Here is a 19,628-nt window from a genome sequence, read left to right as displayed (position 1 = left end):
GGATCGATCGGAAATCTGCCGTTAGTCCTGGGCCTCTGTTTGCCAGCCTTTAATTTTAAACGCCTCCCGTCCTCAGCCAATTACTTCCTTTGCGATAATATGATTAAAAACATATTCCTTCAATGCCTGTATCCCGCCGATCAGCTGGGCATTTTCGCCGTGGACGCTCAGCCTGATGTCCGGTCTGAACATCCCAAGGCGCGAAAACATATCGTTGAGCGAAGTCAGGATATATTGATTTTCCGTCGAGATTCTGCCCCCGACAACAATCAACTCCGGATTTATCATCAGGTCTATATTAATCAGGATCGCGGCCCATGCTTTGAGCGTTTGTCCCATAATCTCCTTGACGTCTTCGTCTCCTGACACGGCGGCTCTTTCCAGTATTTCAGGCGACAGGGGTCTGCCGTTCTCTTCCTCCATCATTTTTCCGAGTATCCCGCAGCCGCCGCCACGCAGCTTTTCTTCTATGCGGTGATACAGTGTCTGTAGGCTTGCTTCCGATTCAAGCTGCCCTTTCCCGTTCAGGTAATCCTCAAAAGTACGCCTGCTGTCAAAATAGGTCTGCCCGACTTCGCCGGCATAGTTTCGTCCGCCCTTTACCAGCTTGTTCCCGATCACGATTCCCATGCCGATACCGGTAGATTCCGTGATCGTAATATAGGCGAGGTCTTCAACAAAAGGATAGACCGACGTTTTTTCCCCCACCGTGGCCAGCCACGATACGTTGTTCACAATGACCGGGACCCCCAGGACTCTTTCCGCATAATCGAAGAACCTTGTGTCGCTCAATAAGTATACATCCGGTATTTTATGCACCATTCTGGCCTTCTGGTTGACAACCCCGGGAACCGAAAACCCCGCGGCCAAAAGCCTCCCGGCACGCTGGCCGTTCGCGCTTGTCAGTTCGTTTCTGATCCGGTCAATAATCTCCAGCAGTTCTTCCAGCGTTCCCTGCGGGTTGTACCCCGTGTGGCTTTTTCCTTCCGGATGGCCCGTGATGTCGATCAGATAGCCGTAAATATCGGTAGCCGTCATATAATAGTGGATCATATATCCGTATTTATCGTTGATACTGAATAATTCCGGGCTTCTTCCCTTTTCCTTTTTCTCTTTCCCCAGATATTTGATAAGCTCTTTTTCCTTCAGATTCCGAAAAACCCTGCTTATGGTCGCTGCGCTGATCCCTATCTTGGAAACGATATCGGAGGCCGAAACCTTTTCCCCGGAAATCAATTCATCTAGTATTTGCAGCTGATTCCTATCCTTCTCGGATAGCTCTGGATTACTAATGTTCAGCATACGGTCCGTCCTCAATTCCAGTAACTGTTATCCTTACTGCATTTCCCCCTGCGGGGTTTCCCTATTTAGTTATAATCGCCATTGATTAAAAAAGGATACGTTATTAACCGGCCCCAAAAAGGCGGTATAGGGAACGAAAAAAGTGGCTGGAAATAAAAAAAGCCACTCAGAATGAGTGGTTAATAACGTATAGGTTTTTTACAACTGTCAAACTCTAGTTTAACTTTATATTTATCATAATATGCTTTTCCCGGATTGTCAATCATTATTTTTAGCCTGAAAATATATTTTTATTTTCCGGTTTAATTCCCGTTTTTTCCTTTTATCTGCTGTATTCCCCGATATGCGCAATATATTTTCATCGAGAAAATATATCATTTTTCGCATTCCTGTTTTGCATCATTTTTGTGAACTATTCTCCCGTTCCCTTGGGCCGCGTTCCCGCCTGTGGTATACTGGTTGGAGAAATGACACAAACAGGAGCTCATATATGAAGCGTTTTCTTTTTACAGTATCGTGCCTTCTTATGATAAGCGGCATTGTTTTCACGGGCTGCTCCAGGGCCTCCACCGCGAACACCTCCGCAAATACGCCGTCCCCGGCCGTTGCATCCACGACGGCGCCGTCTTCCGCGCCGAGTCCGAGTCCCTCTCCTTCCCCCGTGCCGGCTCCGTCCACAACGCCCACGCCCGCACCGACAAAAACGCCGATCGAGGAGATTCTCATCGATTATGAAGCGATTTCCGCGCTCGACGGAACAAAGGACGGCTGGGGGCAGGGCCTTGAAAAGGACGACCTGAACCGTCCTGTCGGCGCTCTGTCCGCGCAGGAAACCTATGGAAAATACAGCGCCCTGTTCATCATGCCCGAGGAACAGAAATTTTACCTTACGTTTGACGAAGGATATGAAAACGGCAATACGGCGGCAATCCTCGACGTGCTGAAAGAAAAGGACCAGAAGGCTACCTTCTTTGTCACCTATTCCTATGTGCGCGATAATCCTGCGCTTGTTCAGCGGATGATTGATGAAGGCCATGTAATCGGCAACCACAGTGTTCGTCATCTTTCCATGCCTGATCTCACGCTCGAAGAGGCGCGCGGCGAGATCGTAACGCTGCATACCTTCATGCGTGACACCTACGGCGTCGAAATGACGGTCTTCCGACCGCCCATGGGCGAATATTCACAGCAGACGCTCGCGCTCACGCAGGCGCTCGGTTATAAGAGCGCGTTTTGGAGCTTTGCCTATTACGATTACGAACCGGACGACCAGATGGGCCGGGAGGCTGCCCTGGCAAAGGTCGCCGAAAACATCCATCCCGGCGAACTCGTGCTGCTCCATGCAGTTTCCACGGACAATACGGCAATCCTTCCCGACCTGATCGATATCCTGCGCGGGCAGGGCTACGAAATCCTGCCACTGCAATAAAATTGCTTCCGGCACCAAAAAAGGCCGCACAGAAGGCGGCCTTTTTGTTTCTTACCCTGCCTCGTGTACGGCCCGCGCCATCTCCTGCGCATACGCCGTTACATGCGGAACGCAGTCCGCCCCATACCGGGCGACGATCTTCATGATCGCGCTCCCCACGATCGCCCCGTCCGCCTTCCGCGCCATCTCCTCCGCCTGCTGCGGCGTAGCGATGCCAAAGCCGATTGCGCAGGGAATGTCCGAAACCTCCCTCACAAGGGAAATCATTTCCCCCACGTCCGCTGCAATAGCCGTGCGCACTCCCGTCACTCCCAGCGACGATACGCAATACAGAAATCCCTCCGCTTCGCGTGCAATGGTCCTGATACGTTCCTTTGAAGTGGGAGCGATCAGCGAAACAAGATCCACTCCATATTCCGTGCAATACGGCTGTAGCTCCCCTTTTTCTTCAAACGGCAGATCTGGTACGATCAGCGCATCCACGCCAAGCTCCGCGCACCGCTCCACGAACCGTTCGCTCCCATAGCTATAGATCGGGTTAATATAGGTCATGAAAGCCAACGGCACGCCTGTCTTTTCGCGCGCACGGCAAACCATTGCGAATATCCCGTCTGTCGTTGTTCCCGCAGCAAGCGCCCGCTCGTCCGCCGTCTGAATCACCGGTCCTTCCGCCACCGGGTCCGAAAACGGGATGCCGATCTCAATCAGGTCCGCCCCCGCCGCAGCCAGTTCCACAATCAGCTCCTCCGTCACCGCGAGACTGGGATCGCCCGCCGTAAGAAACGGGATAAACGCTTTTCCTCCGGAAAATGCCGCTTTTGTTTTAGTCATGGATATCCACCCCCCTGTAACGCGCGATCGCCGCGGCGTCCTTGTCTCCCCTGCCCGAAATGTTCACAACGACGATCTTATCCTTGCCCATCCCGGCCGCGGCCTTTTTTGCGTAGGCCACAGCGTGCGCACTTTCGATTGCCGGAATGATCCCTTCCGTACGGGACAGGTATTCAAACGCTTCCACCGCTTCACCGTCCGTAACAGGCACGTATTCCGCACGGCCCGTATCGTGCAGCCATGCGTGCTCCGGGCCGATGCCCGGGTAATCGAGCCCGGCGGAGATCGAGTATACCGGGGCGATCTGTCCGTATTCGTCTTGGCAGAAATACGATTCCATGCCGTGGAAAATTCCCGGCGTTCCTCCTGCGATCGTCGCAGCGTTTTGATCCGTATCCACTCCGTGCCCCGCCGCCTCACAGCCAATCAGGCGTACGCTGTCGTCGCCGATAAAATCGTAAAACAGACCCATGGCGTTGCTGCCGCCGCCCACGCATGCAATCAGCGCATCCGGCAGCCTGCCCTCTTTCGCCAGCAGCTCCTTTTTTACCTCTTTTCCAATCACACTCTGGAAATCCCGCACAATCGTGGGAAACGGATGCGGTCCCATCACCGATCCCAGCACGTAATGCGTATCGCTGATGCGCGAGGTCCATTCCCGCAGCGTCTCGTTAACAGCGTCCTTCAGCGTCCCCGTCCCGCTGGCTACGGGATGTACTTTCGCGCCCAAAAGCTCCATACGGTAAACGTTCAGCGCCTGCCTCTCCATATCTTCCTTTCCCATGAAGACCTCGCATTCCATGCCCATCAGCGCGGCGGCCGTGGCCGTCGCCACGCCGTGCTGGCCCGCGCCCGTCTCCGCAATCACGCGCGTTTTACCCATTTTTTTTGCCAAAAGCACCTGTCCCAGCACGTTGTTAATCTTGTGCGATCCTGTGTGGTTGAGGTCTTCGCGCTTCAGGTAAACCTTGGCGCCGCCAAGGTCCCGGGTCATACGCTCCGCATAATAAAGCAGGGATGGACGGCCCGCGTAGTTTTCAAGCAGGTCTTTCAGCTCTTCTTTAAATGCCGTGTCGTCTTTATACCGTTCGTACGCCTCCTCGAGCTCGATGATCGCATTCATCAGCGTCTCCGGCAGGTATTGGCCGCCGTGCGTACCGAATCTTCCTTTTTTGTTCATAACCTTTTCATTTCCCCCATCAGCTCTTTAATCTTATCTTCGTCCTTATAGCCGTCCGTCTCGATCCCGCCGGATATATCGACGCCAAACGGTTCCACCCGGCGCACGGCTTCCATTATATTTCCCGCATGGAGCCCGCCGGCAAGGAAAAAAGGCTGCGCCGGCTGTGCACGGGCGATCATGCTCCAGTCTGCGGTTTTTCCCGTTCCGCCGTATACGTCCGGCGAAAAAGCGTCGATCAGCAGCATGTCCGCACCCAGCGTTTCCGCATGCCGGATGTCGCCTTCTGCGCGCACTCTGACCGCCTTCCAAACGGAGACCCCCAGCTTCTTTACCCCGCCGATATAACCTGCGTCCTCATCGCCGTGGAGCTGTATCACATGGAGCGGCACTTCCCGCATGGTCTTTTCCAGGCTGGAAAGCGGTTCGTTCACAAATACACCCACTGCTTCGATGTCCGGAGCCAGCATCCGTCCAAGCTGCGCCGCCTGCGCCGGGCTCACCTGCCTCGGGCTTTTCGCGAATACGAAACCGATATAGTCCGGCCGGTAGCGGTTTGCAAAGACGATATCCTCTTCCCTGCGCATACCGCACAGCTTTATCTTCATACGCCCTGCCTCAGTCCGGCCAGCTTTCCCGGAATATTGTCCGAACGCATCAGCGCTTCGCCGACCAGCACTGCATCCGCGCCATAAGAAGCAACGGCCTTCATGTCCGCATTTGTCACTATCCCGCTTTCCGCGACCACCACCCTGTCCGCCGGGATCAGCTTTGCCAGCCTCTCCGTCGTTCCAAGGTCCACCTCAAATGTTTTAAGGTCGCGGTTGTTGATGCCGACGATCCGCGCGCCCGCGTCAAGCGCAATGCGAAGCTCTTTTTCGTTATGCGCCTCCACCAGGCACGCAAGCCCAAGCGTATCCGCAATACGCATAAAGCGCGCGATGGTGAAGCTGTCGAGCAGCGCCGCTATAAGAAGCACTGCGTCCGCGCCTATCACAAGGGATTCATAGATTTGGTAAGCATCGATAATGAAATCCTTGCGCAGGATCGGCAGGTCCGTCTTTTCGCGGATCGCCTGCAAATATTCGCTGCTTCCCCCGAAATAATGCTTTTCCGTAAGTACCGAAATTGCGTTCGCCCCCGCCTTCTCATATTCCTTCGCGATCCCGATCGGCGTAAAATCCTCACGGATCACCCCCTTTGACGGCGAGGCCTTTTTGACCTCGGCGATCACGGAAAGCCCGCTTTTTTGAAGGGCGCCTAAAAAGTCTCTGGGCGTGCGTTCGTCCTCCGCCGCACGGTCCATGGCCTCTTTTTCGCCCATGACCTCCTTCTCATATTCCAGTTGCTTTTTCCTGTAAGAAACAATATCGTCTAAAATCATGACGTTTCCTTTCCGAAGCCGCGCGTCCGCGCCTTCAATTCCCCAAGCTTTCCCATCGCCGCGCCCGTATCCACCGAGGCACGCGCGAGGGAAAGCCCCTGCCCGATATCTTCCGCACTCCCCGCGATGACAAGCGCGCACGCGGCGTTCAAAAGAACAATATCCCTCTTGGCTCCCCGTTCTTGCCCGCTGAGGATCGCAAGAGTGATCTGTGCATTCTCTTCCGCAGTCCCGCCCGCCACTTCGCCGATGTTTGCAGTCCGCATTCCATAATCGCGGGGGTCCAATTCATATTTAATCAGTTTGGAGCCTTTTATCTCACAAATTTTCGTTGTTCCGGAAATCGTGATCTCGTCAAGCCCGTCGCTCCCATGCACCACCATCGCCCTTTTCACGCCAAGATTCTGGAGCACCTTCGCCATCGGCTCCATCAGTGCCTCGTCGTATACGCCAATCAGCATATACCGTGTGAATGCCGGATTGGCGAGCGGTCCTAAAATATTAAACACACTCCGCACGCCGATCTGCTTTCTCGGCATGGCGGCGAATTTCATCGATCCGTGGAACTTCTGCGCAAAGAGAAACGAAAGTCCGCAGGCGTCGAGGCACTCGCTCGCCTGCGCGGGCGTCATATCGATCTTCACCCCCAACGCCTCAAGAACATCCGCGCTCCCGCTCTTGCTCGATACGCTGCGGTTGCCGTGCTTGGCCACGGAAAGCCCCGCCCCCGCCGCCACAAATGCCGCGGTTGTGGAAATATTAAAGGTATTCGCAAGGTCGCCGCCCGTACCCACGATATCGATCGCCGCAGCGCTGTGAGGCATCACCGCAGCTTTGCTGCGCATCACACGCGCAAAACCGGTTATCTCATCAATGGTCTCGCCCTTCATGCGCAAGGCCGTAATAAACGAGCCGATCTGCGCATCCGTCGCGCCGCCGCTCATAATGCAGTCCATTGCCGCATAGGCTTCGTCCTGCGTAAGGTCCGTTCCCTCAATCACCTTGAAAATATACGGCTTCAGCAGGTTGCGCTGTTCCGGCGGAAGCAGCGTCTCGTCAAAATCGAGGCGCCGCACCGGGACATGCGCCACGCGGTCCAGGAAATTCTCAAGCATTTTTTGTCCGCTTTTTGTCAAAATAGATTCCGGATGGAATTGTACTCCATAGGTCGGGTGTTCCGTATGCGAAACGGCCATGATCTGCCCCGCCTCGTCCCGCGCCGTGATTTCAAGACAGCCGGGCAGCGTATCCTCGTCCACGATCAGCGAATGATACCGGGCGGCAAGAACCGTCCCTGGCAGGCCATAGAACAGAGGGTTATCCTGCTTAAGTGCAATGCTGCTGGCCTTGCCGTGCATCAGCTTGCCTGCGCGTACGATTTTCCCGCCGAACGCTTCCGCGATCGCCTGGTGTCCGAGGCACACGCCGAGAATCGGCATCCTGCCGCTGAACATCCGCACCGCGTTCACGGATATCCCGGCGGAGCCCGGGTATCCCGGTCCCGGTGAAATAACGATCGCTTCCGGAGCCATCCGTCCGATTTCGCCAAGAGTGATTTCGTCGTTGCGGAAGACCTTCACCTCCCCGTAAAGCTCTCCAATCTCCTGGTAAAGGTTATAGGTAAAGGAATCGTAGTTATCGATCAATACTATCATAAGGCTGCCGCCTCCTTCACTGCATTTACCGCCGCGAGGGCTTTATTCTCCGTTTCCGTAAATTCCTTTTCCGGATCGGAATCCGCTACGATGCCAGCTCCCGCCTGTACATACGCCTTGCCGCCCTTAAACAGCACCGTGCGGATCGCGATGCACGTATCGATGTTCCCGTCAAAGCCAAGATAGCCGACCGTCCCGCCGTAAAGCCCGCGCCGTTCGTTTTCCAGTTCGTCAATAATCTCCATCGCGCGCACCTTGGGCGCTCCCGACAGGGTCCCCGCCGGAAGCACCGACATCAGCGCGTCCACCGCCGAAAGGCCGTCCTGCAGTATCCCTTTTACGTCGCTCATGAGGTGCATCACCTTGGAATATTTTTCAACTTCCATAAATTTGGTCACTTCCACCGTGCCAAATTTGCTTACGCGCCCTACGTCGTTCCTGCCAAGGTCCACGAGCATCGTATGCTCCGCGCGTTCCTTGGGATCGGAGAGCAGCGCCTCCTCAAGCTCCGCGTCTTCCTCGTCCGTCCCGCCTCGGCGGATCGTCCCGGCAAGGGGCTTTGTGGTAACGATCCCCTTTGTGACGTTCACCAGCATTTCCGGCGAAGCGCCCGCGATGCTGTAATCCCGCAGCTTAAAATAGAACAGGTACGGCGACGGATTGCTCGCGCGAAGAACGCGGTATACGTCAAACGGATCGGGCGGATTTGTGATTTCAAACCGCTGTGACAGCACCACCTGGAAGATGTCGCCGCTTTTAATATACTCCTGCGCTTTTTTAACGTTTTCCACATACTGTTCTTTGGTAAGATTGGAAGAAACGGCAATCCCTTCATTTGGTCCGGCATGGCCGGCCGGTGTGAAAGCATTTAACCTTCCCGCAATTTCTTCCGCTTTTTGGATGCACGCCCCGTATTGCTCGTCAATACCTTCATCCGCGTAAATATTCAGGATAATCACCGCCTTGTTGGTCAGGTGGTCAAAGGCCACGATCTCATCATACAGCATCAGATGGCAGTCTGGCATATCGAGGTCGTCCTGCGGCGCGTGGGTAAGTGTTTTTTCCATATAGCGCACCATATCGTAGCCAAAATATCCCACAAGCCCGCCCGTCATCTTGGGCCGGTTGGGAAAGACCGGGGACTTGTATTTCGCCATGAGGTCCGACAGGTAGGAAGCTGGGTCCTTTGTCAGACGCACCGCCGCATGCCCGTCCTCGATCATAACGGCCTTCCCGTCTTTTATCTTAAGCTCCATTTTGGGATGTACGCCGATAAACGAATAGCGTCCCCATTTCTGTGAATTATCCACACTTTCCAGAATAAAGCAGGTCTCTTCCCCCTGTTTTAACGAGTTGAAGATATTGATTGGCGTACAGCTGTCCGAAAGGATTTCGTAAAACACTGGTACGACATCGTATTCCCTGAGCAATTCTTCCACTTCCCGTTTGTCTGGATACAACATTTGATTCTCCTTTTCTTTCCCTTCGCGCCCCATCCGGCGCTTTTGCAATAAAAAAAGCTTTCCGTCCTCCAAGGGACGAAAAGCTTCGCGGTGCCACCCAAATTTCAGATCAATCCTCTGATCTGCTCGTTACAGATACGGCGCTTACAGCGCTTATATCCTTTCCCTTAACGCGGGAATCACGGCGAGGTATACTCAAAAAATTCCACCTGCTCCTCACGGACCCATTCGCCACCGGCGTATGTACGGGCTTTCCACCAGCCGCCCGCTCTCTTTGACATCGTTTCCATGGCTACTTACTTCCGCTCTGCGGATTTTCCTTATTGACCTCCATTATAAATCCGGCCCCGGTTTCTGTCAACACCCTCTTCGCCCGCTCTTTTGGAAATATAATTTGTGAATGCAAGCCTTTTTTCTACAATTCATCAAAATTTAACCGTTTCTTAACCGGATCCATGGTAATGATATAGTATAAAGGATATAACAGCTAAAAATCGGATAGGAGCAGACAATGAAATTATTAATCATCGAAGATGAAGAAGATTTGCTGGCCGCCTTAAAGGCAGGCTTTGAAAAGAAAGGATATGTGGTGGACGCCGCCGTGGACGGGACGGATGGATGCGAGCTTGCGTTTATAAACGACTACGACCTTATCCTTCTGGATTTGAACCTGCCCGGTATGGACGGGCTCGAAATTCTCAAAAAGATACGGGAAAACGATCTGCACCAAAAGGTGCTCATCCTTTCCGCGCGCAGCGATTACGCCCAGCGCATCGAAGGCCTTGACCTCGGCGCGAACGACTATCTGGTAAAGCCCTTTGATTTCGGCGAGCTGGAAGCGCGCGTCCGCAGCCTTTTGCGCCGCAGCTTCACGCAAATGGGTGCCGTTCTTAAATTCGGCAGGTTCTCACTCGATACCTGTGCACATCTTTTATATACGGATCAGGACGAAATCATAGACCTCGCCCCCAAGGAATATTCTATTCTTGAATACCTGCTTCTGCACCGCGGCAAGGCGGTCAGCGCGGAGGAGCTGATCGAGCATATATGGCTTAGTGACAGCAGCCTTTTTTCCAACGCCATCAAGGTTCATGTGAGCACTCTGCGCAAAAAGCTCGCCGCCCATACCGACCAGGAGCTCATTACCAACCTGCGCGGCGCAGGTTATTGTATCTTAAAGCCCGTGCAGAATATCGACGCAAAACTGCGGAGGCCCAATCTATGAGGAAGCTATCGCTGCGCATGCGGCTGACTCTGTTTACCGTGCTGCTGTTGGCGGGAGTATCCGTCCTCTTTACCCTTTCCACCATCTATAACGCGCAATTTTCGTACGTCGTCCCCTATCTGGATTCCGATATAAATTTCAATGAATTCGAAGTGTCCGGGAGCACCATTACCTCATCGCAGGCGGCAGGTGACGACGTCCCCGGCGAGTCTGAAGACTACGAGCTGTACACGCCGGACCAAATGGCTGCCGTATCAGTGATGAATTCATCAACCGCCCAGTTCAACAGCATCAGCCTGTGGATCATGCTCGCGGTCATCGGCGGCGGAGGCCTGCTCACTTATTTTCTGCTCGGCCGGGCGCTTCGGCCCGTGCGGGATCTGAGCACGGAGATTGAGGGCATCACCGAGCACGAGCTTTCCCAGCGTGTCAATGCCGGCGACGCACACGACGAGATCAGCAGCCTCGCCCATTCCTTTAATACGATGCTCTCTCGCCTCTCCAAAGCGTTTTCCTACCAGAAGCGTTTTTCGTCCGACGCGGCGCACGAGCTGAAAACGCCGCTCGCGGCGATCAAAACGAATCTCGACGTGCTGCAATTGTCGGACGCCCCCACCACGGAAGAATACCGGCAGACGTTCAGTGTCGTTAAAAAGCAAACCGAACGCATGATCCGCCTGGTGGACGACCTGTTCACCATTTCTTCACAGCGCGATTACGATTTTAACGACGCTGTAGATTTTGATTCCATGTTTTCAGACATCGCCGCACAACTCGCGCCGCGCATTGAAGAAAAGGGGCTCACCTTAAATATCGATCCGGGCGGCCTCACAACGACGGGCAACAGCGTCATGCTTATGCGCGCCTTCTCCAACCTCGTCGAAAACGCGGTAAAATATAATGTGGAGGGCGGCAGTATCGATATCTCCTCTTCTGCCGACGGTAAAAAATATACCTTTGCCATAATGGATACGGGCATCGGCGTCCCAGCAGAAAAACGGGAGCATATTTTTGATCCATTCTACCGCGCGGATGATTCCCGCTCCCGCAAAATAGGCGGTGCGGGCCTTGGTCTTGCCATTGCCAAAGATATCATCGAACGCCACGGCGGAACGGTCTCCGCCGCCCCGGGCGAAAACGTGGGTACGGTATTCACTGTTACGCTCCCCCGTATCCCCGCAGAATAAAGCTGATCCCAAAAGCGCATCCCGTCCAAACGGCAGGGTGTGTTTTTTTCATATCCGTCTTAACCGTCTCTTAATCCTTCCTCCTGTATGATAAGCAAAGAAAAGCTTTTGGAGGATACCATGAAAGTTAAGAAACCATCTAAAAAGATGATCGCTGCCCTGGCTGTCGTCATCGCAGGGATCAGTATAGCGAGCTATTTCGGCGTGACAAACGCCGCCGGCAGCGATACGCCCGGGGCCATCCAGCGCGAATATCCCGTGACCCGCGGCGACATCACCGCCGGCATCAACGGACAGGGCGTTCTGCATTACGGCTCCGCGCCGCAAAATTTCAGTGAAGCGGTCGTCATCGGCGAGGCGCTGGTCAAACCCGGGCAGGCCGTCAAAGCGGGCGATAAGCTCGTCATGGCAGATGAGGGAAAATTGAGCGAAGCGATCGAAGCCGCGCAAAACGAGCTTGAAAAAGCACGCATTGCCTTAAAACAGGCCCAAAGCGCCAAAACACTTGGAGAGCTGAATGCGCAAAAGGAGGCCGCTTCGCAGGCCGTAGGCAGCGCAGAAGCGGATGGCCAGCTCGCACAGGCAAACAGCGCAGTCGATTCCCTGCGGCAGCAAGTCGATGCGCTCACTGCGCAGATCAGCGAAACCGATGCGCAGCTCGCCGCCCTGCCCGAGGGCGGCCCGCAGGCCGCGGAACTCAATACTAGGCGCGAGGCCCTCACGGCCGAGCTTGACGCCGCCAAGCAAGAGCTCGAAAGCGCACAATTAAACCGCTCTTCTTTAGAAGACGCAAAAAACAGGCAGGATGAGGCACAGGCAAAAAACGATGCGATCGATAAAAAAATCGCAGGCGAAAATTCCGGCAGCCTGCAAAACGCCATCGATCTTGCCATGCTTGATGTAGATGCCGCGCAAAAGAAGGCCGGCCAGTTACAGGCCATTAAGGATGATCCTTACCTTTACGCAAGCACAGACGGCGTTATTCTCTCCCTCGACGCGGCGCCGGGCGCGGAGACAAAGACGGAATCTCCCGTTGCCATGATCGGCGACCCAAATACGAAAACACTCACCGTTCCCGTCTCCCAGTCGGACATCGGCAAAATCGAAGAAGGACAGGATGCGGAGTTTATGCTCGACGCCTTCGGCGACCAGAAATTCACCGGCAGGGTGCAGTCCCGCAGCCTCGTCCCCATTAAGGACAGCAACCCTGTCTCCTATAACGTAACTATCTCCGTCGATCCAAACGACGCTGAAATGCTGGACGGTATGAGCGCCAACGCGACCATGGTAATCAAGCGGCAAAAGGACGTATTGCAGCTTTCCAATAAGGCGATCTTTGTCCGTGACGGCAAGCAATACGTGAAGATGAGAAACGACGACGGCACCCTGCGCGACGCGGAAATTACGACCGGTTTTTCGGATGGCAAGGTCAGCGAGATCACCGGCGGCCTTTCCGAGGGCGACACCGTGATCGTGGAAGGTTAACGTTATGAGACTGATTGAAACACTGCGCATCGTATGGATTAACCTGATGCAAAATAAGTTCAAGGTGCTTTTAACGTCTCTTGGGATCATCGTGGGCGCCGTCACCATCGTCATGGTCATCGCCATCGGCAAGGGCGGCGAGGCGGAAATCGCCGGACAGTTCCAGGGCCTCAGTGCGGAGACCATCTACGTCAACCCGGATTACAGCAAAATGTTCGGTTCGGGCGAGGACATGAGCAGCCTCCCTAAACTGACGCGCAAGGATATGGAACAGATGCTTGAGGAAAACAACTATTTGCAGGATATCACCCTGCGTGCCAGCTACTATGCCGATGCCACCGTCAACGGTCAGAAAGTATCTTCTCAGATAACGGGCGTGCTCGAAAACTATGAGAAGATCAACAACCTTGCCGTCGTGCAGGGGGAAAATATCTCGGACGCGGATGTGGAAAACGAAGCCCGCGTAGCCGTGATCGGCGACGGACTGGCACAAAAATATTTCAAAGGTCCGGAGGATGCTGTCGGCAAGACCATCAAGGCCGGCGAGCAGCAGTATAGGATCATCGGCGTCTTGGAGCGCAAGGGCGACGGTATGCAGGGTGTGAATCCCGACGACACGATCTTCATTCCCTTCACCACGGGCGAGCGCTTTTTGGGGGACGATTACACCATTCCCCAGGTCGTCGCCATGGCGGATAATTTAGGTCATGTTCAGGCCGCCATGAAGCAGCTGCAGGGCACGCTCAACTATATCCTTGAGGACGGCAGCGCCTACATGCTCGAAGACGCGGGCAGCCGTATCGACGCGGCCATGGAGTCCGCGCGCACCATGAACGTACTGCTCATTTCCGTGGCGACCATCGTGTTCATCGTCGGCGGTATCGGCATCATGAACGTGCTCTTCGTATCGGTCAAGGAGCGCACCAAGGAGATCGGCATCCTGAAGGCTCTCGGCAGTTCCAAAAAGGATATCATGACGCAGTTTTTGCTGGAATCCGTTATCATCAGCCTGTTCGGCGGGCTTGCAGGCGTGGGCCTGTCCTATGCCTGTATGCCACTGATGGACTATACCGATATCCCCGTACTGCCCACGATCGACGGACAGGTCATCGCGCTGCTGTTCGCGGTGGTGACGGGTACCCTGTTCGGTTTTTACCCCGCATATAAGGCGTCCCGCTTAAAACCGATCGACGCCCTTAACTATGAATAAACAAACATGAAAGGAAAACAAAAACATGAAAAAATTTCTTATGGCGGCCTTATCGGCCATATTGTTCCTCTCCCTCGCGGCATGCTCTGCGCCCGCCGCACCGGAGGCTTCCCCATCCGAAAATTCCGGAGGCACAGATGCCCGGACAGTGGAAATCCTGTACGGCAAGGTCAAATCCCTCGTGGGCAACAGCCTGACGCTCGACCTCGCCAAGCAGCCCGAGGGGGACGGCACATCCACGGTAATCCCGGAGGGCGCGGTTCCGGACACCGGCGGCGAAGCTGCCGATGGATATGAAGCGGCTATCGGCAGCAGCAAAAGCGTCACCATCACAGACAGCGGCGATGCGGGCGGAAGCGAAAGCGAGGGAGACGGCGGCTCTGAGGGCGGCATCGGTTACTTTGCCGAAGATACAAACGGCAATATCGTCCAGATAAGCCCGGAAGATATGCCTAAATTGGAGCTCGAATACACGGGCGAGACCAAAGAGCTGTCCATCCCCGCGGGCCTCAAAATTTACGACTCTGTCGGGCAGGAGCTCAAAATGTCCGACCTGAAAGAAGGCAATGTACTGATGGTGATACAAAACGAGGACGGCTCTATCTCGTCCATCGCCCTTATGGAGTAGGCAATGGAACACTTCTTAAAGCTTGCCGGCGTCAATAAATCCTATGCCGTGGGCGAAGAAAGCCTGCACGTATTAAAAAACATCACCCTTTCTGTAGACCGGGGCGAATACATGACGATACTCGGTCCCTCGGGAAGCGGGAAATCTACGCTGATGAACATCCTTGGCTGTATGGATACGCTTGATTCGGGCAGCTATTTTCTGGACAGCGAAGCGGTGCACGAACAAGGCGACGGCGAACTCACCCGCCTGCGCAATGAAAAGATCGGGTTCATCTTCCAGAAGTATCACCTTGTCCCGCAGTATACGGCGCTGCAAAATGTTATCATGCCTCTTTTGCTGCGCGGCCTTTCGCGCACGGAAGCAATAGAACAGGCGGAGGGTAGTATCCGCCTCGTAGGCCTTATGGACCGGATCAGACACCGTCCGAATGAACTTTCGGGCGGCCAGCAGCAGCGCGTTGCCATTGCCCGGGCCCTTGTAACGAAGCCCGCCCTGCTGCTGGCCGACGAGCCGACAGGCGCGCTCGATTCTACAACAGGTAAAGAAATCCTGGCGCTGTTTCGCGAATTGAACGAGGCCGGAAATACGATCGTGATGATCAGCCATGACGTCAACGTCGCTGGCGCAAGCAAACGCATCATCACCATCAGCGACGGCCGTATCAGCGAATGACCGCATCCGCACAGCGTGCTTTCATGCGGGCGTCCATAAAAAACCACCGCCCTTTCCGGGCACAGCCGTCATAGGCTGTGCCCTTTTGATTTGGAAATCCTGCCGTCTCGTCCGCCTGTCCGTCCTTTCTTTGCTTTACATAACATTTTCTGGTATCGTTGTTCTAAATACAAGGCCTGCGGATATTACGGATTATAAAGGATCCTGCCGGCGGCGCCTTATATCTATACAAGCACAATGAACCAATATAGTTCTGTCCTTATGGATTTTCCCTGCGGAATATGGTATATTTGTAGCAAATAAAGAAGAAAGCGTAAACTTTAAGCCATGGGTAAAAAGGAAGACGTCTATGCACTGCTCGACGCAAAGGGCGTCGCATATGAAACGATAGAGCACGAAGAGGTCTTTACGATTGAAGATATGGAAAAAATCGGTATCTGCAGCCGCGGAAACGTCTGCAAAAACCTGTTTCTCCGCAATGGGAGCGGCAAACGCCATTTCCTTGTATGCGTGCAAAAAGATAAAACCGTAGACTTGAAACAGCTTGGCGCGCTCCTCGGTTCCCGCATGAGTTTTGCCTCTGCGGAACGCCTGCGAAAGCACTTAGGTCTCACGCCCGGCGCGGTTACGCCGCTTGGTGTCCTAAACGATAAAAACGCGGAGGTCGAGGTCGTGATCGATCAGGACCTCGCAGGCGAAATGCCGCTGGGCGTGCATCCGTGCGAAAATACAGCGACCGTGTTTCTCAGCTTTGCCGACCTCCGGCGGCTGATCGAGGAGCATGGGAATCCCATCACTTGCTGCAAGCTCTGAATTTATTTCCGGCGGAAAGGAGCCTTGATGAAAGAAACCGTTGATTGCCCCAAATGCGGGGCGCAATTTGAATTTGAAACCTTCCCCTTGGCGGAACGCGCGGAAAAAATCCTTGACCTGACAGCCTTCCGGGCGGCATGCCCTTCGTGTGGGGCGGAGCTGATGCTGCCTTATCCATGCATTTATCACGATCCCGCAAAGCGCGTCATGATCCGCTTTATTCCCCGCGGCTTTGATCTTACCGACCTGCCCCCGGACGTGCCCGCGCCGCAGCCCGGTTATTCGCTGCGCGATGTGTTTTCCACCCATAGTTTCCGGGAAAAGGTTCTCATTTTCAACCGCGGCCTTGACGACCGGGCCATCGAATTGCTGAAAATCCTCACGATCCAACAAAACCCGGAGCGGTTCGACGTGAAGGACCCGGATGTATTGCTGCTCGCGGATGCGGATAAAGAAGCCCTGAGCTTTTTTGCCCTTGCAAAAGACGGAAACGATTTTATCCTCAAAACACCGTTCGGGCTGTACAACCAGATGCTCACAGAGCTTTCCTCTCCACATTTTGAAGAGTCGGGAGATTTTGAAACAGTGGATTCGCAGTGGGTCCTGGACCATTTCCGCCTGCTTGAAAGCTGAAAACGGTCCGCCCAACAGGGTGGCCGCATGCAAACCGTATTGAAAAAAGCCATCCCGGCGGGATGGCTTTTTTTATTTCTTTTGCCCGTAATAAGCGTTTTTGCCATGCTTTCTTAGGTAGTGCTTGTCAAGCAGGCTCTGCGGCATCCGCTCAGGGCCGCCGCCTTGAAGGGTCCGTCCGACAAACGCCATCTTGGCTATTTGCTCCAAAACCACTGCATTGCGCACCGATTCCGCTGCGCTTGCGCCCCAGGTAAACGGTCCGTGGTTTTTCACCAGCACGCACGGCACAGCCAGAGGATCAAGGCCCGCGAAGGTCTCCACGATCACCTTGCCGGTATTAAGCTCATACGCCCCGCGTATTTCGCCCGGCGTAAGTCCACGCGTGCACGGCACGTCCCCGTAAATATAATCCGCATGCGTCGTTCCCGCCGCGGGAATGTCCATCCCCGCCTGCGCCCACGAAGTCGCCCATTCCGAATGTGTATGGGTAATCCCCGCCACTCCTTCAAAATTACGGTACAGTTCCAGGTGGGTCTCAAGATCGGAGGACGGGTTCAGGCCGTCTTCCAGTATGCTTCCGTCCATGCCCACAAGCACGATATCTTCCGGCCGAAGCGCATCATATTCCACACCGGACGGCTTGATCGCGACCACATCCCCTTCCCGTTCGGATACATTGCCCCAGGTAAAGGTAATGAGCCCATATTTGGGGAGCAGCATATTCGCTTCATAGACCCTGCGTTTCAGTTCATCCTTCATGTGCTTTTTTTATCCTTTTCAAAGTTTTCATTACGTCGTTTCCGCCCCGTCCGAAATAATCATGGAGTTTCTCATACTCTGCATAAAGCGCGTCGTATGTCTTTGCCTCCTCCTCGTCCGGCGTATACAAGACGTCTTTCAGCTTGCCCATTCTTTCCGCCGCTTCGAATACGCTGTCATACCCGCCGGCGGCGCTTCCTGCCGCCACCGCGCCAAAAATCGCCGCGCCCAGTGCCGGGCCTTGCTTGCTGCCCGAGATGCGGATCGGCTTTTTGATGATGTCCGAATATACCTGCATCATAAACGGGCTCTTTTCCGCAATGCCGCCTGCGGCATAAAATTCGTCGACAGGCACACCGTGCTTTTCAAAGTTCTCGATAATCGTACGCGTTCCAAATGCTGTCGCTTCTACCAGCGCGCGGTACATCTCCTCAGGCTTCGTCTGGAGCGTCATGCCGAGCATGACTCCCGTAAGGTCTACGTCCACAAGGATCGAGCGGTTCCCGTTCCACCAGTCAAGCGCCAGCAGGCCGCTTTCTCCCGCTTTCTGCCGTCCCGCCAGCTTTTGCAGGTAAACCTGGATCGGAAGGCCCTCTTTCTCCGCTTCTTCCCTATAGCTTGCGGGAACGCAGTTTTCCACAAACCATGCAAAATGGTCGCCCACACACGACTGCCCCGCTTCATATCCATAAAATCCCGGAAGGATTCCGTCCTCCACATATCCGCACACACCGGGCACTGCCCGTTCCTTTTCGGAAAGCAGCATGTGACAGGTGGACGTCCCCATAATAGCAAGCATCTTGCCCGCCCCGCTGATCTTTACCGCGGGAACGCATACATGCGCGTCCACATTGCCGACAGCGACCGCAGTCCCGGCGGCAAGTCCCGTTTTTTCCGCAATTTCCGGGGTGATTCCGCCCGCACGGCTCCCCAGGGGCAGGATGTCCGTTCCCAGTTTTTCCTCCACCACGTTCTCCAGCCGCGGATCGAGTGCCGCAAAATATTCCCTGGAAGGGTATCCCTCCTGTTTATGCCACAGCGCTTTATATCCGGCTGTGCAGGAATTGCGCGTCTCTTTTCCGGTCAGCTGCCATACGAGCCAGTCCGCCGCTTCGATAAAACGGTCCATCGCCGCATAGACCTCCGGACTTTCGTCCAGTATCTGCCAGATTTTCGCGAACACCCATTCCGACGAAATTTTCCCGCCATACCGGGCCAGCCATTTTTCCCCGCGTTTTTCCGCTGTTTCCGTGATTATATTCGCTTTGTCCTGTGCCGCATGATGCTTCCACAGCTTCACATAGGCGTTCGGTTCGTCCGCATACTCAGGCAGGAAGCAAAGAGGCGTCCCATCCTTCTTCACCGGCAGGACGGTGCACGATGTAAAATCAACGCCCACGCCAATCACATCCGCGGCAGCTACGCCGCCCTGTTTTAGTACATCCGGAACGATATGATACAGCACGTCGAGGTAATCCTGCGGATGCTGGAGCGCCCAGTCCACGCCCAGTTTTTTCCCGGACGGCAGCGCTTCGTCCATGACAGCATGCGGATACGCCATTTCACTCGACGCGATTTCTGCCCCCGTCACAACGTCCACGAGCACCGCACGGCCTGATAACGTCCCATAATCAATTCCAATCGAATATTTTCCCATGTCATTCCCTCCCGGATGGAAGCTATAACTTCCCTTTTCTACTATTCTAATCCCTGAACGGTTATTTCGCCACTGGATTTTTGTGCTTCTGTAATAAAATTTATCATTT

Annotated in this window: 18 protein-coding genes and 1 other annotated feature; of the genes, 9 read left to right on the top strand and 9 right to left on the bottom strand. The window is 54.5% G+C overall.

What is annotated here, in order from left to right:
• Positions 1–72: 72 nt before the first annotated feature.
• Positions 73–1,302 carry an ROK family transcriptional regulator gene (locus B1H56_RS01955; protein ID WP_082771058.1) on the bottom strand — a complete coding sequence of 410 codons (1,230 nt, stop codon included), beginning with the start codon at positions 1,300–1,302 and terminating at the stop codon, positions 73–75.
• A 490-nt stretch (positions 1,303–1,792) separates the two neighbouring features.
• Here B1H56_RS01955 and B1H56_RS01950 point away from each other — a divergent pair, with 490 nt between their 5' ends.
• Positions 1,793–2,731 (top strand): polysaccharide deacetylase family protein, encoded by a 939-nt coding sequence (locus B1H56_RS01950; RefSeq protein WP_066520503.1) that lies wholly within the window; start codon positions 1,793–1,795, stop codon positions 2,729–2,731.
• Positions 2,732–2,782: 51 nt separating this feature from the next.
• On the opposite strand, the gene trpA is transcribed toward B1H56_RS01950, so the two are convergent.
• The 6 genes from trpA to trpE are packed head-to-tail and all read right to left on the bottom strand — an operon-like array spanning position 2,783 to position 9,244.
• Positions 2,783–3,562, bottom strand: a complete 780-nt coding sequence (gene trpA / locus B1H56_RS01945) for a tryptophan synthase subunit alpha (protein ID WP_066520501.1) — start codon at positions 3,560–3,562, stop codon at positions 2,783–2,785.
• The gene (gene trpB, locus B1H56_RS01940; RefSeq protein WP_066520499.1) at positions 3,555–4,742 is read right to left on the bottom strand and encodes a tryptophan synthase subunit beta; all 1,188 of its coding nucleotides are present in this window, start codon (positions 4,740–4,742) and stop codon (positions 3,555–3,557) included. Before trpB ends, trpA begins: the two co-directional genes overlap by 8 nt.
• Positions 4,739–5,350 carry a phosphoribosylanthranilate isomerase gene (locus B1H56_RS01935; protein WP_066520496.1) on the bottom strand — a complete coding sequence of 204 codons (612 nt, stop codon included), beginning with the start codon at positions 5,348–5,350 and terminating at the stop codon, positions 4,739–4,741. Before B1H56_RS01935 ends, trpB begins: the two co-directional genes overlap by 4 nt.
• Positions 5,347–6,126, bottom strand: coding sequence for an indole-3-glycerol phosphate synthase TrpC (gene trpC / locus B1H56_RS01930; RefSeq protein WP_066520494.1), 780 nt, complete (start codon positions 6,124–6,126; stop codon positions 5,347–5,349). The genes B1H56_RS01935 and trpC overlap by 4 nt, the downstream gene beginning before the upstream one ends.
• Positions 6,123–7,781, bottom strand: coding sequence for a bifunctional anthranilate synthase component II/anthranilate phosphoribosyltransferase (locus B1H56_RS01925; RefSeq protein WP_066520491.1), 1,659 nt, complete (start codon positions 7,779–7,781; stop codon positions 6,123–6,125). The genes trpC and B1H56_RS01925 overlap by 4 nt, the downstream gene beginning before the upstream one ends.
• Positions 7,778–9,244, bottom strand: a complete 1,467-nt coding sequence (gene trpE, locus B1H56_RS01920; protein WP_066520676.1) for an anthranilate synthase component I — start codon at positions 9,242–9,244, stop codon at positions 7,778–7,780. The genes B1H56_RS01925 and trpE overlap by 4 nt, the downstream gene beginning before the upstream one ends.
• Before the next feature lie 68 nt (positions 9,245–9,312).
• Positions 9,313–9,563: a binding site (T-box leader), on the bottom strand.
• 192 nt (positions 9,564–9,755) lie between these two features.
• Between trpE and B1H56_RS01915 the strand changes: the two genes are divergently transcribed.
• The 8 genes from B1H56_RS01915 to B1H56_RS01880 all read left to right on the top strand — a co-directional run bounded on the left by B1H56_RS01915 (position 9,756) and on the right by B1H56_RS01880 (position 17,100).
• On the top strand, positions 9,756–10,469 hold the full coding sequence (locus B1H56_RS01915) for a response regulator transcription factor (RefSeq protein ID WP_066520488.1): 714 nt from the start codon (positions 9,756–9,758) through the stop codon (positions 10,467–10,469).
• Entirely contained in the window at positions 10,466–11,656 is a 1,191-nt protein-coding gene (locus B1H56_RS01910) for a sensor histidine kinase (RefSeq protein ID WP_066520485.1), read from the top strand. Before B1H56_RS01915 ends, B1H56_RS01910 begins: the two co-directional genes overlap by 4 nt.
• A 120-nt stretch (positions 11,657–11,776) precedes the next feature.
• Entirely contained in the window at positions 11,777–13,141 is a 1,365-nt protein-coding gene (locus B1H56_RS01905; RefSeq protein WP_066520484.1) for an RND family efflux transporter, read from the top strand.
• A 4-nt stretch (positions 13,142–13,145) separates the two neighbouring features.
• Positions 13,146–14,351 carry an ABC transporter permease gene (locus tag B1H56_RS01900; RefSeq protein ID WP_066520481.1) on the top strand — a complete coding sequence of 402 codons (1,206 nt, stop codon included), beginning with the start codon at positions 13,146–13,148 and terminating at the stop codon, positions 14,349–14,351.
• A 25-nt stretch (positions 14,352–14,376) separates the two neighbouring features.
• Complete coding sequence (locus B1H56_RS01895; protein WP_066520475.1) at positions 14,377–14,979, top strand: hypothetical protein; 603 nt, start codon at positions 14,377–14,379, stop codon at positions 14,977–14,979.
• Between the two features lie 3 nt (positions 14,980–14,982).
• The gene (locus B1H56_RS01890; RefSeq protein WP_066520473.1) at positions 14,983–15,654 is read left to right on the top strand and encodes an ABC transporter ATP-binding protein; all 672 of its coding nucleotides are present in this window, start codon (positions 14,983–14,985) and stop codon (positions 15,652–15,654) included.
• A gap of 327 nt (positions 15,655–15,981) precedes the next feature.
• On the top strand, positions 15,982–16,467 hold the full coding sequence (locus tag B1H56_RS01885; protein WP_066520471.1) for a prolyl-tRNA synthetase associated domain-containing protein: 486 nt from the start codon (positions 15,982–15,984) through the stop codon (positions 16,465–16,467).
• 27 nt (positions 16,468–16,494) lie between these two features.
• On the top strand, positions 16,495–17,100 hold the full coding sequence (locus B1H56_RS01880; protein WP_066520468.1) for a CpXC domain-containing protein: 606 nt from the start codon (positions 16,495–16,497) through the stop codon (positions 17,098–17,100).
• A 72-nt stretch (positions 17,101–17,172) separates the two neighbouring features.
• Here B1H56_RS01880 and B1H56_RS01875 read toward each other — a convergent pair whose 3' ends face one another.
• Together B1H56_RS01875 and araB are read right to left on the bottom strand one after the other, a co-directional pair.
• On the bottom strand, positions 17,173–17,862 hold the full coding sequence (locus tag B1H56_RS01875) for an L-ribulose-5-phosphate 4-epimerase (protein ID WP_066520464.1): 690 nt from the start codon (positions 17,860–17,862) through the stop codon (positions 17,173–17,175).
• Complete coding sequence (gene araB, locus B1H56_RS01870) at positions 17,852–19,519, bottom strand: ribulokinase (protein WP_066520463.1); 1,668 nt, start codon at positions 19,517–19,519, stop codon at positions 17,852–17,854. Before araB ends, B1H56_RS01875 begins: the two co-directional genes overlap by 11 nt.
• Positions 19,520–19,628: the final 109 nt, after the last annotated feature.

The sequence above is a fragment of the Christensenella minuta genome (assembly GCF_003628755.1).
Lineage (GTDB): Bacteria > Bacillota > Clostridia > Christensenellales > Christensenellaceae > Christensenella > Christensenella minuta.
This window is presented reverse-complemented; position numbering and strand designations above follow the sequence as displayed.

What these genes read in the sequence shown, in the direction of transcription:
- B1H56_RS01955 (WP_082771058.1), bottom strand. Translation starts at nt 1,302, where the DNA reads ATGCTGAACATTAGTAATCCAGAGCTATCCGAGAAGGATAGGAATCAG.
- B1H56_RS01950 (WP_066520503.1), top strand. Translation starts at nt 1,793, where the DNA reads ATGAAGCGTTTTCTTTTTACAGTATCGTGCCTTCTTATGATAAGCGGC.
- trpA (WP_066520501.1), bottom strand. Translation starts at nt 3,562, where the DNA reads ATGACTAAAACAAAAGCGGCATTTTCCGGAGGAAAAGCGTTTATCCCG.
- trpB (WP_066520499.1), bottom strand. Translation starts at nt 4,742, where the DNA reads ATGAACAAAAAAGGAAGATTCGGTACGCACGGCGGCCAATACCTGCCG.
- B1H56_RS01935 (WP_066520496.1), bottom strand. Translation starts at nt 5,350, where the DNA reads ATGAAGATAAAGCTGTGCGGTATGCGCAGGGAAGAGGATATCGTCTTT.
- trpC (WP_066520494.1), bottom strand. Translation starts at nt 6,126, where the DNA reads ATGATTTTAGACGATATTGTTTCTTACAGGAAAAAGCAACTGGAATAT.
- B1H56_RS01925 (WP_066520491.1), bottom strand. Translation starts at nt 7,781, where the DNA reads ATGATAGTATTGATCGATAACTACGATTCCTTTACCTATAACCTTTAC.
- trpE (WP_066520676.1), bottom strand. Translation starts at nt 9,244, where the DNA reads ATGTTGTATCCAGACAAACGGGAAGTGGAAGAATTGCTCAGGGAATAC.
- B1H56_RS01915 (WP_066520488.1), top strand. Translation starts at nt 9,756, where the DNA reads ATGAAATTATTAATCATCGAAGATGAAGAAGATTTGCTGGCCGCCTTA.
- B1H56_RS01910 (WP_066520485.1), top strand. Translation starts at nt 10,466, where the DNA reads ATGAGGAAGCTATCGCTGCGCATGCGGCTGACTCTGTTTACCGTGCTG.
- B1H56_RS01905 (WP_066520484.1), top strand. Translation starts at nt 11,777, where the DNA reads ATGAAAGTTAAGAAACCATCTAAAAAGATGATCGCTGCCCTGGCTGTC.
- B1H56_RS01900 (WP_066520481.1), top strand. Translation starts at nt 13,146, where the DNA reads ATGAGACTGATTGAAACACTGCGCATCGTATGGATTAACCTGATGCAA.
- B1H56_RS01895 (WP_066520475.1), top strand. Translation starts at nt 14,377, where the DNA reads ATGAAAAAATTTCTTATGGCGGCCTTATCGGCCATATTGTTCCTCTCC.
- B1H56_RS01890 (WP_066520473.1), top strand. Translation starts at nt 14,983, where the DNA reads ATGGAACACTTCTTAAAGCTTGCCGGCGTCAATAAATCCTATGCCGTG.
- B1H56_RS01885 (WP_066520471.1), top strand. Translation starts at nt 15,982, where the DNA reads ATGGGTAAAAAGGAAGACGTCTATGCACTGCTCGACGCAAAGGGCGTC.
- B1H56_RS01880 (WP_066520468.1), top strand. Translation starts at nt 16,495, where the DNA reads ATGAAAGAAACCGTTGATTGCCCCAAATGCGGGGCGCAATTTGAATTT.
- B1H56_RS01875 (WP_066520464.1), bottom strand. Translation starts at nt 17,862, where the DNA reads ATGAAGGATGAACTGAAACGCAGGGTCTATGAAGCGAATATGCTGCTC.
- araB (WP_066520463.1), bottom strand. Translation starts at nt 19,519, where the DNA reads ATGGGAAAATATTCGATTGGAATTGATTATGGGACGTTATCAGGCCGT.